Source organism: Streptomyces sp. NPDC048417, from assembly GCF_040651615.1.
Classification (GTDB): domain Bacteria; phylum Actinomycetota; class Actinomycetes; order Streptomycetales; family Streptomycetaceae; genus Streptomyces.
Genome location: NZ_JBEZKI010000002.1, coordinates 417,776 through 431,002 on the forward strand (window position 1 = coordinate 417,776; position 13,227 = coordinate 431,002).

General features: G+C 68.6%; 11 protein-coding genes and 2 pseudogenes. 8 read left to right on the forward strand and 5 right to left on the reverse strand.

Annotated features, from left to right (window positions below; all coding sequences use genetic code 11):
- Positions 1-60: 60 nt before the first annotated feature.
- Positions 61-669: a TIGR03086 family metal-binding protein gene (locus AB0D59_RS04490; protein WP_362560669.1), complete on the reverse strand. Its 609-nt coding sequence runs from the start codon at positions 667-669 to the stop codon at positions 61-63.
- Positions 670-744: 75 nt separating this feature from the next.
- A complete protein-coding gene (locus AB0D59_RS04495; RefSeq protein ID WP_362560670.1) occupies positions 745-1,653 on the reverse strand; it encodes an MBL fold metallo-hydrolase in 909 nt (302 codons plus the stop codon).
- Between the two features lie 331 nt (positions 1,654-1,984).
- On the opposite strand from AB0D59_RS04495, the gene AB0D59_RS04500 reads away from it, so the two are divergent.
- Complete coding sequence (locus tag AB0D59_RS04500; RefSeq protein WP_362560673.1) at positions 1,985-2,872, forward strand: helix-turn-helix transcriptional regulator; 888 nt, start codon at positions 1,985-1,987, stop codon at positions 2,870-2,872.
- Between the two features lie 40 nt (positions 2,873-2,912).
- Positions 2,913-3,894 (forward strand): annotated as a pseudogene (locus AB0D59_RS04505) (SDR family NAD(P)-dependent oxidoreductase).
- Between the two features lie 393 nt (positions 3,895-4,287).
- Here AB0D59_RS04505 and AB0D59_RS04510 read toward each other — a convergent pair.
- A complete protein-coding gene (locus AB0D59_RS04510) occupies positions 4,288-5,175 on the reverse strand; it encodes a helix-turn-helix transcriptional regulator (RefSeq protein WP_362560675.1) in 888 nt (295 codons plus the stop codon).
- Between the two features lie 244 nt (positions 5,176-5,419).
- Between AB0D59_RS04510 and AB0D59_RS04515 the strand changes: the two genes are divergently transcribed.
- Positions 5,420-6,631, forward strand: coding sequence for a Cmx/CmrA family chloramphenicol efflux MFS transporter (locus AB0D59_RS04515; RefSeq protein WP_362560678.1), 1,212 nt, complete (start codon positions 5,420-5,422; stop codon positions 6,629-6,631).
- Between the two features lie 479 nt (positions 6,632-7,110).
- Here the strand turns inward: AB0D59_RS04515 and AB0D59_RS04520 are convergent, their stop codons facing one another.
- Complete coding sequence (locus AB0D59_RS04520; protein WP_362560680.1) at positions 7,111-7,542, reverse strand: DDE-type integrase/transposase/recombinase; 432 nt, start codon at positions 7,540-7,542, stop codon at positions 7,111-7,113.
- 55 nt (positions 7,543-7,597) lie between these two features.
- Between AB0D59_RS04520 and AB0D59_RS04525 the strand changes: the two genes are divergently transcribed.
- The 5 genes from AB0D59_RS04525 (at position 7,598) to AB0D59_RS04545 (ending at position 12,413) form a co-directional block, all read left to right on the forward strand.
- Complete coding sequence (locus AB0D59_RS04525) at positions 7,598-8,326, forward strand: TetR/AcrR family transcriptional regulator (protein ID WP_362560682.1); 729 nt, start codon at positions 7,598-7,600, stop codon at positions 8,324-8,326.
- 232 nt (positions 8,327-8,558) lie between these two features.
- The gene (locus tag AB0D59_RS04530) at positions 8,559-8,753 is read left to right on the forward strand and encodes a ferredoxin (protein WP_362560684.1); all 195 of its coding nucleotides are present in this window, start codon (positions 8,559-8,561) and stop codon (positions 8,751-8,753) included.
- Positions 8,750-9,955, forward strand: a complete 1,206-nt coding sequence (locus tag AB0D59_RS04535) for an FAD-dependent oxidoreductase (protein ID WP_362560687.1) — start codon at positions 8,750-8,752, stop codon at positions 9,953-9,955. Before AB0D59_RS04530 ends, AB0D59_RS04535 begins: the two co-directional genes overlap by 4 nt.
- Positions 9,952-11,202: an NAD(P)-binding domain-containing protein gene (locus AB0D59_RS04540; protein WP_362560689.1), complete on the forward strand. Its 1,251-nt coding sequence runs from the start codon at positions 9,952-9,954 to the stop codon at positions 11,200-11,202. The genes AB0D59_RS04535 and AB0D59_RS04540 overlap by 4 nt, the downstream gene beginning before the upstream one ends.
- Positions 11,199-12,413: a cytochrome P450 gene (locus AB0D59_RS04545; RefSeq protein ID WP_362560692.1), complete on the forward strand. Its 1,215-nt coding sequence runs from the start codon at positions 11,199-11,201 to the stop codon at positions 12,411-12,413. The genes AB0D59_RS04540 and AB0D59_RS04545 overlap by 4 nt, the downstream gene beginning before the upstream one ends.
- A gap of 132 nt (positions 12,414-12,545) precedes the next feature.
- Here the strand turns inward: AB0D59_RS04545 and AB0D59_RS04550 are convergent.
- A pseudogene (locus AB0D59_RS04550) lies at positions 12,546-12,854 on the reverse strand (transposase); the annotation flags it as partial.
- Positions 12,855-13,227 lie beyond the last annotated feature (373 nt).

A 13,227-nucleotide genomic window follows, 5' to 3' on the forward strand; every position in this document is an offset into this window, starting at 1 on the left:
CGTACGCGGGGCAGGAAGTTTCGCCGGCGATGAAGGCCCCGGTGGAGCGTCGGGCACAGCCTAATGCGCCGCTGGTGTCCATCGGGGGTTTCTGCCAGTGAGGGCCAGCGCGCGGTCGAGCACGGGTGCGTCTGCGTCTTGGGGTACTTCGTCACTCAGAAGGCCGAGACCGCGCATGCGGGGTGCCTCACGCGAGTATGTCGCGAACGCGGCTTCGGCCAAGGCCGCGGGAATGGTGAGCCGTTGTCCGGTGGCTGCTGCGGTGTCCCAGGCGTGAACGGTGAATTCGGCGATCAGGATCCCGCCGAGCGCGGTCGCGGGCATGGGCGGTCCGCCGAGGCCGGCCTCGCCCTCCCACGCTGTCGGCTCGGACCAGGCCCTGGCCGCCGGTTCCGCTCTGCCGGCCACGAGCAACGCCCACTCGGACTCCGGCCGCCCGGCGAGGAGTGGCACCGGGTTCGCGGTCAGCAGGCTCGGATCCGATGCGGTGCGGGTGCCCGCGTCTCTCGTCATCAGCAGCATCATGGCGATGTGATTGACGAGGTCTTTCACCGTCCACGCCGAACACGGCGTCGGGTTGTGATACTGGTCGACCGGTGCACCGCGCACGGCGTCCACGACCAGATCGATGCTCTGCGCCAACTGCTCCACCTTCGTCGCCGGCAGCATGCGGCATCCCTCCTTCGAAGTCGACTGCGACGAACGCGATCACCGCGGTTCGCCCCTCATTCGCAGGGCGTCGTCCTAGTCGATGAAGACGCTCCACGCAGTGGCGTTGAGGTTGTCGGAGAGGAAGATGTCGGTTCCTCCCAGGCGCTTTTCCCAGGACGGCATGAGTTCGGCCGCGCGGGCGGTGACCGCATCCATCCACACCTTGATTTCCGCCTGCTTGTTGTCGGCCGGCACCTTGGCGGCGGCCGAGGCTTCCTTCATGTCGACCGTGCGCAGTGCTTCGGAAGCAGCGGCGCGCAGGTCCCGGATGTACTCCCGGTTCGTGGCCACGTCCTCGGGCGTACCGGGCAGGGCCATATGGCCGGTGACGATGGTCTCGTAGTCGTACTCCAGCAACTGGTCCATGGCGTCGAAGTACGCGGGCACGTGCGCGGAGAAGTACAGGCGGAAGAACGGCGCGCTCTTCGGGCTGAAACTGTCCATCGCCCCCATGAGCTTCAGCTCCGGCAGGTGGATGAACAGGTTGCCGGCCTGATGCCAGTCTCCCGTGTAGTCGAGGACGAAGCGCACCCCGTCGATGTCCATCTCCTTGCGCCGGCCGCTGAAGGTCTCGGTGGGCAGGGGACGCCGGTCGTCGTTCTTGACCTCCTTGATGAACTCGCCGGTGATCTCATGGGAGATGATCTTCAGGCCGTCCCGCTTCAACAGGTGAGCCGCCCCGATGTGGTCGGCATGCGCATGGCTGTAGATCAGGTGGGTGACCGGCTTGGGGGTGACCGACTCGATCGCCTCCAGCAGTCTGTCCCCCAGGAACGGTGAGGCGTCCACGAGGACGACACCGCTCTTCGTCTCCACGAACATCGTGTTGATCATCCCCTGGGTGACGAAGTGGGCACCGCCGCCCAGGTCCTGGACGACATACCCGGACTCCGGGATGTCCGGGCCCAGGGCGAAGTCGGGTACAGGCGCGAACTCGGTCATGGTGATCTCCTTCGGGTGGCCCGCCCCAGGGCTGGGGCGGAGGGATGTCCTGTGATGGGGTTCCAAGGGGCCGCGTGAGGGCCGGCTCGGGCCTGGCCTGCGGCAGCGCGGTCTTCGAGGCGACAGCGGTCCGGCGCAGGACAGCCGCTCCTTTCTCCAGCCCGGTGCAGGGAGGTCCTCTGGCTTCCTCGCGGGAGAAGGTCGTCGCTTTTGATCCAGCATGGCCTGCTTTGGGTGCGCCTGGACGCTCCAAGCGCGCCCTTCTGAACCTAGGTCTGGCTGGTCCACCTTCACCGGCCCGTCACGCCGCCAGCGGGAGCACACTGGCCGCATGAACGACAACGGCGAACTGGGGGACTTCCTGCGCTCGCGGCGAGCCCGTCTGCGTCCCGAGGACGCGGGGGCGGCTTTCAGCGGCGGCGCGCGCCGGGTGCCCGGACTGCGCCGCGAGGAAGTCGCCCATCTGGCCGGGGTGAGCACGGACTACTACGCCCGCCTCGAACAGGGCCGGCACCCCCACGTCTCCGAGACGGTACTGGAGGCGGTCGCCCGCGCCCTGCGCCTGGACGACACCGAACGCGGCTACCTCTTCGAACTCGCCCGGCCCAGGACACCCGGACGCCACCGGAGCAGTCCCGCCCGATCACCACGCATGCGGCAGCCGATCCACCAGATGCTGGACGTCCTGAACGATGTCTCACCGGCCGTCGTCATCAACCACCGCAGCGACGTCCTGGGCGCCAACCACCTGGCCAGACAGCTGATCACGGACTTCGACGCACTGCCGCACCGCGACCGCAACCTCGCCCGATTCGTCCTGCTCCACCCCGCCGCCCGTGACCTGTACCAGGACTGGGACCGGGTCGCGGAGACCTTCGTCGCCAGTCTGCGCCTGGCCTCCGGACGCCACCGCGACGACCGCCTGCTGAACGAACTCGTCGGGGAGCTGTCCATCAAGGTTCCCGAGTTCTCCACCTGGTGGGCCGGCCACCGCGTGGACCAGTGCGCGCACGGCACCCAACGCCTCGTTCACCCTGTGGTCGGCGAACTCACCCTCTCCTACGAAACGTTGGCTCTGCCCGCCGACCCTGACCAGAGCATCGTGCTCTACACCACCGAACCCGGCTCCGCCTCCGCGGAAACACTCCGCCTGCTCGCCAGCTGGACCACACCGACGAACACACACGAGGCCGCCCCCTCCCAGGCTCCGTACGGCTGATCAGGAACAGGCGGCCGATCAGTGACGAGGACTTGAGACCATGACGTCCACGCTCATCCAGATTCCCTTCGGAGAAGGGTCGACGGCCCACGAGGTCATCGAGGGCGTCGACCTTTCAGGCAAGCAGGCGGTCGTCACCGGCGCCGCGTCGGGTCTCGCGCTGAGACCGCCCGTGCCCTCGCGAGCGCCTGCGCCTTGGTCACCTTCGCGGTCCGCAGCACGGACGTCGGCGAGCGCACCGCGACCGACATCCGCAAGGCCACCGGAAACGACGCCGTCCATGTCGGCCCGCTCGATCTCGCCGACAGGGCGTTGATCGCCGCCTTCACGAGCGCCTGGACCGGGCCCCTGCACGTCCTCGTCAACAACGCCGGCGTGATGGCACTGCCCACGCTCGAGCGCACACCGGACGGCTGGGAGTTGCAGTTCGCGTCCAACCATCTCGGCCACTTCGCGCTCGCGCTCGGCCTGCACGACGCGCTCGCGGCCGCCGGCAACGCGCGGATCGTGTCGCTGAGCTCCCGCGGCCACCACGCCTCGCCCGTGGAGTTCGACGACATCAATTTCAACAGCCGTGCCTACGACCCGTGGCTCGCCTACGGGCAGTCCAAGACCGCCAACGTTCTCTTCGCGGTCGAGGCGAGCAACCGCTGGGCCACCGACGGGATCACCGCCAACGCCGTCCACCCCGGCGTGATCATGTCGACGAACCTGTCGCGCTACATGGATCCGGACCAGGCCGCACAGCTGCGCGCCGCCGAGGCAGCCGGAGAATCCGGCTCGATCCAGGGCGCACCGTTCCGGTTCAAGACCATCGCCCAAGGCGCCGCGACCAGCGTGCTCGTCGCGACCTCCCCCCAGATGGAGGGCATCGGCGCCGCTACTTCGAGGACAACGACGAAGCGGAGAAGCTGTCGGCCGAGGCCGTGGGATCCGCCCCCGGCGGCGTAGCCCCGTACGCGCTCGACCCGGATGCCGCCAAGCGCCTGTGGGAGCTGTCACTCGCCGCAACAGGCGCTTGAGCAGAATCCTCGCAAGAGTGGCACTGAACTCGTGGCAGCGATTCCAGCGCCATTCACCGACGCGGTGCTGACCCGCACATCGCATACGTGAGCCGTGACATGTACGAGGTGTTTCTACCGGGACGCAGTCGAAGACACCGCAACATGGCCCGCAGGCTCCCCGTTACGGACGCCCGCCTGACCATCGGATCGGGTCTCGAATATCCCGTCGGTGGGGAGCGGCCTCGACGCCGCGATGTACAGAACACCTGTCTCCATGTGCGGTCCTGGGAGTCCGCAGAGGAGCCGACCATCGTCCGGGACCGCGCAGACGGGGGCAGAACACATCGCAGCAGCGGCAGGACGGCTGCCGCAGGTCACACGGAAGCGGAAATGACGGACGACCTTTGGGAGTCAACTTGAGGGTGCCGCGGAGGAGCTGCGCCCTCGTAGGCCCGTCGGGGCACTCCAGCTGGCGAGCATGCTGAGCGTCTCCGCAGAGGCCGAACCAGGTTCCGCGGTGTAGAGGCAGATACTCAGGTCAGGGTCGGCGGGCAGGGCCAGAATCTCGTAGGAGAGGGTGAGTTCGCCGACCACGGGGTGAACGAGGCGCCGGGTGCCGTGGGCGCACTGGTCCACGCGGTGGCCGGCCCACCAGGTGGAGAACTCGGGAACCTTTGTGGACAGCTCCTCGACGAATTCGTTCAGCAGGCGGTCGTCGGGATGGTGTCCGGCAGCCAGACGAAGACTGGCGACGAACGCCTCCGCGACCCGGTCCCAGTCCTGATAGAGGTCACGGGCGGCCGGCTGGAGCAGTACGAATCGGGCGAAGTTGCGGTCGCGGTACGGCAGTGCGTCGAAGTCCGTGATCAGCGCCTTGGCAAGATGGTTGACTGCCAGGACGTCGCTGCGGTGGTTGAGGACCAGGGCCGGCGAGACATCGTTGAGGGCGTCCAGCATCTGGTGGATCGCCGGACGCACGCGCGGTAGCGGGGCCGGACGGCGCCGTTCCGGGCTCGGGGACTTGGGGCGGGCGAGTTCGAAGAGGTAGCCGCGTTCGGTGTCGTCCAGGCGCAGCGCGCGGGCGACCGCCTCCAGCACCGCCTCCGAGACGTGGGGGTGCCGGCCCTGTTCGAGACGGGCGTAGTAGTCCGTGCTCACCCCGGCCAGGTGCGCGACCTCTTCACGGCGCAGTCCCGGGACCCGGCGCGCGCCGCCGCTGAAAGCCGCCCCCGCGTCCTCGGGACGCAGACGGGCCCGGCGCGAGCGCAGGAAGTCACCGAGCTCGTCGCTTTGATCCATGCATCCAGTGATACCACTACAGCGGCATGACGGGCCGGTGAGTGGACCAGCCAGACCTAGGTTCAGCAGGGCGCACGCGAGGCGTCCGCACGCGCGTCCCGGGCGGGATGCTGGACGCGAACCGGGACGCAGCGCCGCCTCCACAGGTGGTCCTGGCCGGCAACGGGCCCTTCTGAGAAAGGCCCGCGCACGGCCGAGCGGAGCACCCGGTCACCCCTCGTTCCTCACACGAAGCAGATGAATCATGCCCTTTGTGATCTACGTCCTTGGGCTGGGCATCTTCGCCCAGGGCACCTCGGAATTCATGCTCTCCGGCGTGATGCCCTCCATCGCCCAGGACCTCGACATCCCCCTCGCCTCCGCCGGAATGCTGGTGTCAGCCTTCGCCATCGGCATGCTCGTCGGAGCACCGCTGATGAGCCTGGCCACCCTGAAGATGCCGCGCCGTGCCGCGCTGGTCGGCTTCCAGCTCGTCTTCATCGCCGCCCACGTCGGCGCCGCCCTTGTCCCGCACTTCGGATTCCTGCTGGTCATGCGGGTGCTGTCGGCCATGGCGTACGCCGGATTCTGGGCCATGGCCTCGGTCGCGGCCATCTCGCTGGTGGACGCCGACAAGCAGGGCCGGGCCATGGGAGTGCTCGTCTCGGGACTGAGCGTGGCCACGATCATCGGTGTCCCGGGCGGCACCCTGCTCGCACAGCACGCCGGCTGGGAGGCCGCCTTCTGGGCCGTAGCCGCGATGACCGCTCTGTCCACGATCGCACTGCTCATCGCCCTGCCCGGCGGCCGGGACACGACAACGGCACAGCCGCGTCTGGCCACGGAACTGCGCTCGCTGATGCAGCCACGGCTCTGGGTCGCCTACGCCACCACCGCACTGACCGTGGCCGCCCAATTCGCGATCTTCTCCTACCTCGGAGCCCTGCTGGAGGACGTCACCGGCCTCAGCACAGACCTGGTACCCCTCGTGCTCGGACTCTACGGCGTCGGCGCGTTCATCGGCCTGACCATCGGAGGACGCGTAGCCGACCGCGCCCCCTTCACACTCCTCCTGGTGGGCATGGCCGCCTTCATCGTCGCCGCGACAGCACTCGCAGTGACCGCACATATAGCCTGGGTCACGATCGCCCTGGTGGTGCTCCTGGGAGCCGCCAACTTCGGAGTCACGCCCGCAGTCAACGCCAGAGTCTTCTCCATTCTCGGAGAGACCAGGACGCTCGGCGGCGCCGTGAACATCGCCGCCTTCAACGTCGGCATCGCCGTCGCCCCCCTCGCATCCGGCCTCGTGATCAACACGGGACTGGGGCTGGCGGGTACGGCCTGGATCGGCGCGGCCTTCGGGGTCGCCCACATGGGCAGCGTCCTGCTGGACCGCCACCTCACCAGACGCCACGAAGCGGGACCCGAGGAGCCCACAGCCGTCTCCGAGCCGGAGCACGCTCCCGCCGCCTCCTGACAACTGCAATTCGAAACCAATCGTCCCGTCGATGATCCAGACGAAACCGCCTAACCACGAGGCCACGCCCGTGATGCACTGGTGCAGTCCCTGAGGCAGTGCATCAACATCGTCCGATCCGCTATAGGCCACGAAGCGTGACCGGCGCACCTGGCCGACGGCCCTTCCCGGACAGGCCGTACGATCATCATCCAGCAACCCTCCTGGCGAGAATCTGGGGAGTACGAGCCGCCGTGGGGAGCGCGTGGAGAGAACGGGCTGTGTAACGCGGCATGATCTCGAAAGCGCCTGAAAGGGTTATCCACCCAGGTCAGAGCCGGTGTTGAATGCATGGCCGCAGGTCAGGGCATCTCGGTAGACGACTTCAAGAAGATCTCTTCTCGCCTTGGGCTTCGTCACCGATGGCTAACCCACTCGGCAAAGCCCTCTGCCCGCCTTGGACTACCACCGGTACACCCTCGCGCCTCCTCTGAGCCGACCTATCCGTCCCGCATCGCCCTCAACCGCGTCATTCCGGCCCGTAGGGGCTCGGCTTTCAGCAGCGCGAAGAAGCTCTCGGCGGCGGCATTGTCGTAGCACGAGCCGGTTCGTCCCATGCTCTGCCGCAGCCCCAACCGGCGTATTTCCCGGCGAAGTTCGTCAGCGGTGTACTCCGCTCCGCGGTCCGAGTGCACGATGCAGGCGGGCTGGTGGCCGCTGCGGCCGGCGGCCATCGTCAGTGCGTCGACCACCAGGGATGCGCGGTGGTGGTAGGCCATCGAGTAGCCGACGATCTCGCGGGTCGCCAGGTCCAGCCACGTCGCCAGATACAGCCAGCCCTCGTCGGTGGGGATGTAGGTGATGTCAGATCTGGCGAGTGGAGAAACGGACCGGGAGGAATCCCGACACCGCGCACCCCACCATGACGTCACCAGCCGGATTCAGCGTTTCGGCTGGTTAGGGTGGAGCCGGAAGGAAGGGCGAGTGATGGGGACAGCGTCGGCGGGCACCGGGGCAGGGAACGGCCGGGCGCGCAGTCGGCGCGGCCAGGGGGCGCAGTTGCGCCGGGAGATCGTGGCCGGGGTCCAGCAGCTGCTCGCGGAGTGGGGCAGTGCCGACAAGCTGACCATGCGCGCGGTCGCCAAGGAGGTGGGGATCTCGGCTCCGAGCATCTACCTGCACTTCGCCGACAAGACGGAACTGGTGTGGGCAGCCCTGGCCGACAGATACGACGAGCTCGTCACGCAGATGACCGATGCCGAGGCTGATGTCGGCGATGATCCCCGGGAACGGCTGCGGGCACAGGCGCACGCCTACTGCCTCTTCGCGATGAGCAACCCAGGCCACTACCGGCTGATGTTCGAAGTGCGCCAACCCGCGGTGGAACCCTCCAGGATCAACGGCCACCCCGCCCGACATATCTCGGCCAGCTTCCGCAAGGCACTTCGCGGATGTCAGGAGTCCGGCTACACCTTGTCCCTGCCGGTCGAGCAGGCGGCGCAGACCCTGTGGGCCGCGCTGCACGGCACGGTGGCGCTGCATCACAGCCTCTACCACGACGAGTCGTCCGAGACGCTGACACTGCACTTGGCGGACGGGGTGGTCGACTCGCTCGTCGCGGGCACACCTGGCGCCTCCCCCCACTTCCCCCCGGCTCCCCCGGAGACAGAGGCTTCGCGCCGGATCAGGGATCTCCTCTCACCACCACAGCAGTAGGGGCAACGACTAACTCGGTCAGGCCGGCGCGCGTCTTCGCCGTCGCGCACACCTGTCGCGGCACCTGTCGATCGCGCACAAACCATCGCTCCACCACACCTCCAGGCATCGGTTGCCGCTCCCTTCGCCCAGGAGTACAGTCCAAGCTGAACTTAGTTAGGTTACTGAGGCAACTAACTCTCGGTGCCTGACTCACGTCGCCCCCCAAGGGGCTTGACGGAGGTGGACCCCCATGCAGATTTCCATCGACTTCGACAAGTGCTGCGGCGCCGGCCAGTGCGTCCTGACAGCTCCGGAGGTCTTCGACCAGCGGGACGAGGACGGCATCGTGCTCCTGCTCGACTCCGACCCGCCGACCGAGGAGTACGAGAACGTGCGTCAGGCCGCAGCGGTCTGCCCGGCCGCTGCCATCGCGGTACAGCGGTGAGGCCCGGGACTCCGTCCCGGATCGTCGTCGTGGGCGCTTCGGCGGCCGGCCTCAGCGTCGCCGAGGGACTACGACGCGAGGGCTACACCGGCCGGCTGACACTCATCGGCGAGGAAGCCCACCTTCCCTACGACCGGCCGCCGCTGTCGAAACAGCTGCTGTCCGGCGCGTGGGAGGCCGACCGGCTGCAACTGCGCGCCTCCGACGCCATCGAGACCCTCGACCTGGATCTGCGGCTCGGCACCCCCGCCGTCACGCTCGACACCATCACCGCCGAGGTCGTGCTGAGCGACGGCAACCGTGTCTCGTACGACGCTCTCGTCGTGGCCACCGGCACCAGGGCGCGCCGCCTGCGCGGTACCGAGAGGATGGGCGGGGTGCATGTCCTGCGCACCCTGGAAGACACCTTCGCGCTGCGCGAGGAGCTGGCCGCGAAGCCGCATCTGGTGGTCGTCGGGGGCGGCTTCATCGGCGCCGAGGCCGCCGCCGTGGCCCGCGGTGCGGGATGTGAGGTGACCCTGGTCACCGACACGGCCCAGCCCATGGGCGACGCACTCGGTGACGACCTGGGAGCCATGCTTCGCGCCGTCCACGTCGAGCACGGCGTACGCGTGAAGACCGGTGTCCTGGTCGACCAGGTCCTCGCGGCCGACGGTCGGGCCACCGGGGTTCGTCTCGTCGACGGCCGCACCATCACCGCGGACACCGTGCTGGTCGGCATCGGTGCGCAGCCCAACGTCGAATGGCTCGCCGGCAGCGGTGTCCCGGTTTCCGGCGGAGTCCTGTGCGACGCCACGCTCTACGCCGGCTCCGGTGTCTGGGCGGCCGGCGACGTCGCCGCCTGGCCGCACCCGCACACCGGTGAGCCGGTACGCATCGAGCACCGTACGAACGCCGCCGAGCAGGGCCTGGCCGTGGCCCGCAATGTGCTGGCGGGACCCGAGCACGCGACCCCCTTCGAGACAGTCCCGTACGTCTGGACCGACCAGTACGACCTCAAGATCCAGACCTACGGCCGCACCCGGGACGCGGACGAGGTCCGGATCGTCGAGGGCAGCATCGCCGACCGCAGGCTGGTCGCCCTGTACGGCAGGCACGGCCGTGTCTGTGCCGCGGTCGGCGTCAACATGACGCGGGCCCTGCGGGGTTACCGCGCACAGGTCGCCGATGCGGCCGAATTCGACGCAAGGAGTGCCGCATGACAGTCAGTCAGGATCTCCGGGCCGGCGTGGTGGGTCTCGGCATGATCGGTGGCGGTGTGGCCGTCAGCATGGCCCGCAACGGCCGCGTTCCGGCCGTCTACGACATCCGGCCGGACGCGTCGTCAGACCTGGCCGGTGTCCCGGACCCCCTGAGCTGTCCCGCCGACGTGGCCGAGGCCAGCGACGTGGTGATGGTCGCGGTGGTCAACGCGGACCAGGCGCGCGAGGTGATCGGCGGGGAGAAGGGTCTGCTGTCGGCCGCACACCCGGGACTGACCGTCGCCCTGCTGGCCACCGTCGCCCTGCCGGTCGTCCACGAGCTGGGGGCCCTGTGCGCCCGGCACGGCGTGGGCTTCCTCGACTGCGGGGTGACGCCGGGCGACAAGGCCGCCGAGAACGGCATGGTCGCCATCGTCGGCGGCGAGCGGGCCACCATCGAGACGGCGCTGCCCGTGCTGGACGACTGGGCCAAGAAGGTCGTGCACTGCGGCCCGCTCGGTGCCGGCATGGCCACCAAGATCGCCCGCAACGTCATCACGTACGGCAGTTGGCGCACCGTCGCCGAAGCCGCTGAGCTGGCACGCGCCGCAGGGGTGGATCCGGCCCGGCTCGCGGAGGTGATCGACACCGCGGATCCCGAGGGCCGCACCCTGCTGCAACTGCTGCGCATGCGCGGTCCCGACGGTACGCTGCCCGACGCCGTCGGCCGACAGATCGAACCGCTGATGACCAAGGACCTCGACGCCGCCCGCGACCTGGCCGACACGCTCGGCGCCGACGTACCCCTCGTAGAAGTGGTGCGCACCCGGGCCCGTCAGACACTGGCACTGGACGAGCCTCTCCCACCGTCCGGCGACGATCTCCATCAGCGCGGTCTGGAGATGATGGACGCGGTCTACGGACCCGGCTTCAGTACGGCGGTCCAGGGCAGCGGCGATCCCTTCACCGACGAGACCGTCGACTATCTCTTCGCCCAGGTCTGGAGCCGCGAGGGCCTGTCCGTACGCGACCGCCGACTGCTCACTCTCGGCGTCGCCGCCACCGTCGGCCGCCCGGAACTCGTCCAGATCATCGCCAACGGCGGCTTGGTCAACGACGAACTGACGTCCGACCAGTTGCGGGAGGCCGTACTGCATCTGGCCGTCTACACCGGCTGGTGCAAGGCCACCGCCACCCACGCGGGCGTCACGGCCGCCATCAACGCGCACACCGCTTCCCTCTCCCCCACCGCGCAGGAGCAGAAATGACCGAGCCCCTCATCGACCAGCCCGTCACCCGGAGCCCACACAACCCTCTAGACCCTCCGGCTGAATACACCCGACTGCGCGAGGACCAGCCCATCGTCAAGGTGCGCTTCCCGAATGGCTCGACCGGCTGGCTGGTCACCCGCTTCGAGGAGGGCAGCCAGGTCTTCAGCGACCCCCGGCTGAGCGCGAGGCGCCCTCGTCACGACACCCCCGAGGGGGAGGTCGACGAGGCCGGGGAGAGCGCGCCGTTCGACGCGGGGTTCGTCATGATGGACGAGCCCGAGCACGGCGCCTACCGCAGGCTGCTCACCGGTCGCTTCACCCCGAAGGCCGTACAGAACAAGCTTCAGCCCTACATCGACAAGATCGTCGACGAGCACCTGGATGCCATCGCCGCGGGGCCCGAGACCTTCGACTTCGTCCAGGCCATGGCGCTACCCATCCCCTGCCTGGTGATTTGCGAACTGCTCGGCGTGCCCTACGCGGACCGCGACGGTTTCCACGAGGCCACCGTGGACCTGATGGACATGGGCAAGAGCCGCGAGGTGCGCGACAAGGGCGCCCACTGGCTGATCGACTACATCACCGGGCTGGTCGCGGACAAGCGCCGCACCGGCGCCACCGACGGCATCCTCGCCGAACTCGTCAACAAGGCCGACGGCGATGACGCCGCGCTGACCGAGCGGCAGCTCATCGGCCTCGGCGTACTGCTGCTGTTCGCCGGCCACGACACCACGGCCGCCATGATGGGGCTGTCCGCACTCACCCTGCTCACGCATGACGAGCAGCGCAGGGAGTTGATGGAGCACCCTGGAAAGATCGGCACCGCGATCGAGGAGCTGATGCGCTACCTGACCATCGTCCAGTTCGGCCTGGGCCGGGTGGCCAAGGAAGACCTGGAGATCGGCGGAGCCCACATCAAGCAGGGCGAGCTGGTCGTGGTCGCCATGAACGCCGCCAACCGTGACCCCCGCGCCTTCCAGGACCCCGACGCCCTGGACATCGACCGCAAGATGACCCGCCACATCGGCTTCGGTTACGGCGTCCACGCCTGTCTCGGTCAGAACGTCGCCCGCGCCGAGCTGAAGACCGTCCTGCCCAAACTCTTCCAGCGCTTTCCGAACCTGCGGCTCGCCACGCCATTGGAAGAGGTCCCCATGGACTTCACCGGCACCAACTACGGCGTCCGCAAGCTCATGGTCACTCGTTGACACACCGACGACCTGCCGGGCCGGACCGGTCCCATGCCGGACACGCCTGGGCTTGACTCCGAAGCTCCTATAGACCGTCAAGTGGCTAGGGGATGTCGATGGTCCGCTCCTGAAGGCGCTGGTGAGGCGGTGGTAGACCTCACACGCGACGAAGCGCTTGAGGCATCTGAGGATGTCCTTCGTCTTGAGCCCTTCGAGGGTGCGTCGTGCGACGTAGTCGCGAGTGCGTGGGTCGTGATGCATGCAGACCAGCACCATTGTGTGCAGCGCGCGGTCGGCCTGCCGGTCGCCGCCGCGGTTGAGTCGGTGGCGGTCGGTGCGGCCGGAGGATGCTGGCACGGGTGCGGCGGCGCATAGATGGGCGAAGGATGCCTCCGAGACGAGCCTGTCGGGGTTGTCCCCGGCTGTGACCAGCAGATGCCCGGCGGTCTCGGTTCCGAGTCGGGGGTACCCATGGTGAAGCCGCCACGTGGACGTCGTAGATCACCGGCAGCGGCCCGGCCCCGGCTCCGACCGTCCCCTGCGGGCGGTAGTTGCGCAGGGCCACATCGGGTGCGCGCTCCGGCCCGGGGACCCGGACCTCGCCGACGTCGACGCCCTCGCAATCCACCTCGGGCGAGGCGGCGAGGAAGCGGGCCATGTCGGCCCTGGCCGTAGCCAGATCGGAGTGATCAACGTGGGGCATCATCGCCAGGACAGGGGTCTCGCCCCGCGGCGTGGCAGCCGGCGGTTTCGCTGACGAAGCGCGCCAGGAGTCGTCCGAACACGGCCACATCCTCGTCGGGCCACTCGCCGAACAGCTGCCTGAGCCCTT